The 739-nt window shown below is 58.6% G+C and carries 1 protein-coding gene; it reads right to left on the bottom strand.

Annotation, left to right across the window (positions count from 1 at the left end):
• Nucleotides 1-717, bottom strand: a 717-nt coding sequence (gene sucD / locus AC1RMF_RS26620; protein WP_493145567.1) for a succinate--CoA ligase subunit alpha, incomplete at its 3' end; no start/stop codon positions are given.
• Nucleotides 718-739 lie beyond the last annotated feature (22 nt).

Below are 739 nucleotides of genomic sequence, written 5' to 3'. Positions count from 1 at the left end.
GATAGGCTTCTTCATGTTGGCCTTGCACCAGCGTGCAGCCTCGGCTTCATCGGGCCCGCCGATTTCGCCGATCATGATGACGGCATCGGTATCAGGATCGTCGTTGAAGGCGCGCATCACGTCGATGTGCTTGAGGCCGTTGATGGGGTCACCACCAATACCAACTGCAGAAGACTGGCCCAGACCGATCTCGGTCAGCTGTGCCACGGCTTCGTACGTCAGCGTGCCGGAGCGGGAAACCACACCAATGCGACCCTTGCGGTGGATGTGTCCGGGCATGATGCCGATCTTGATTTCCTCAGGGGTAATCAGGCCGGGGCAGTTCGGGCCCAGCAGCAAGGTTTCCTTGCCACCCGCAGCCACTTTGGCCTTCATACGGTTGCGCACTTCGAGCATGTCCTTGACCGGAATGCCTTCGGTAATGCAGATCGCCAGATCCAGATCGGCTTCCACGGCTTCCCAGATCGCAGCAGCAGCGCCTGCGGGCGGCACATAGATCACCGACACGGTAGCGCCGGTTTCCGATGCGGCTTCCTTGACGGAGGCGTAGATCGGGATGTTGAAGATGGACTCGCCCGCCTTCTTGGGGTTCACGCCGGCCACAAAGCAGTTCTTGCCGTTGGCGTATTCCTGGCACTTTTCCGTATGGAACTGTCCGGTCTTGCCGGTAATGCCCTGGGTGATGACCTTGGTGTCTTTATTGATGAAGATAGACATGTTTCGTGCTCCGCCTTACTTG

This window comes from Rhodoferax sp. GW822-FHT04A08, from assembly GCF_058801025.1.
Note: the sequence above shows the minus strand (reverse complement) of the source record. Positions and strands in the feature narration are given on the sequence as shown.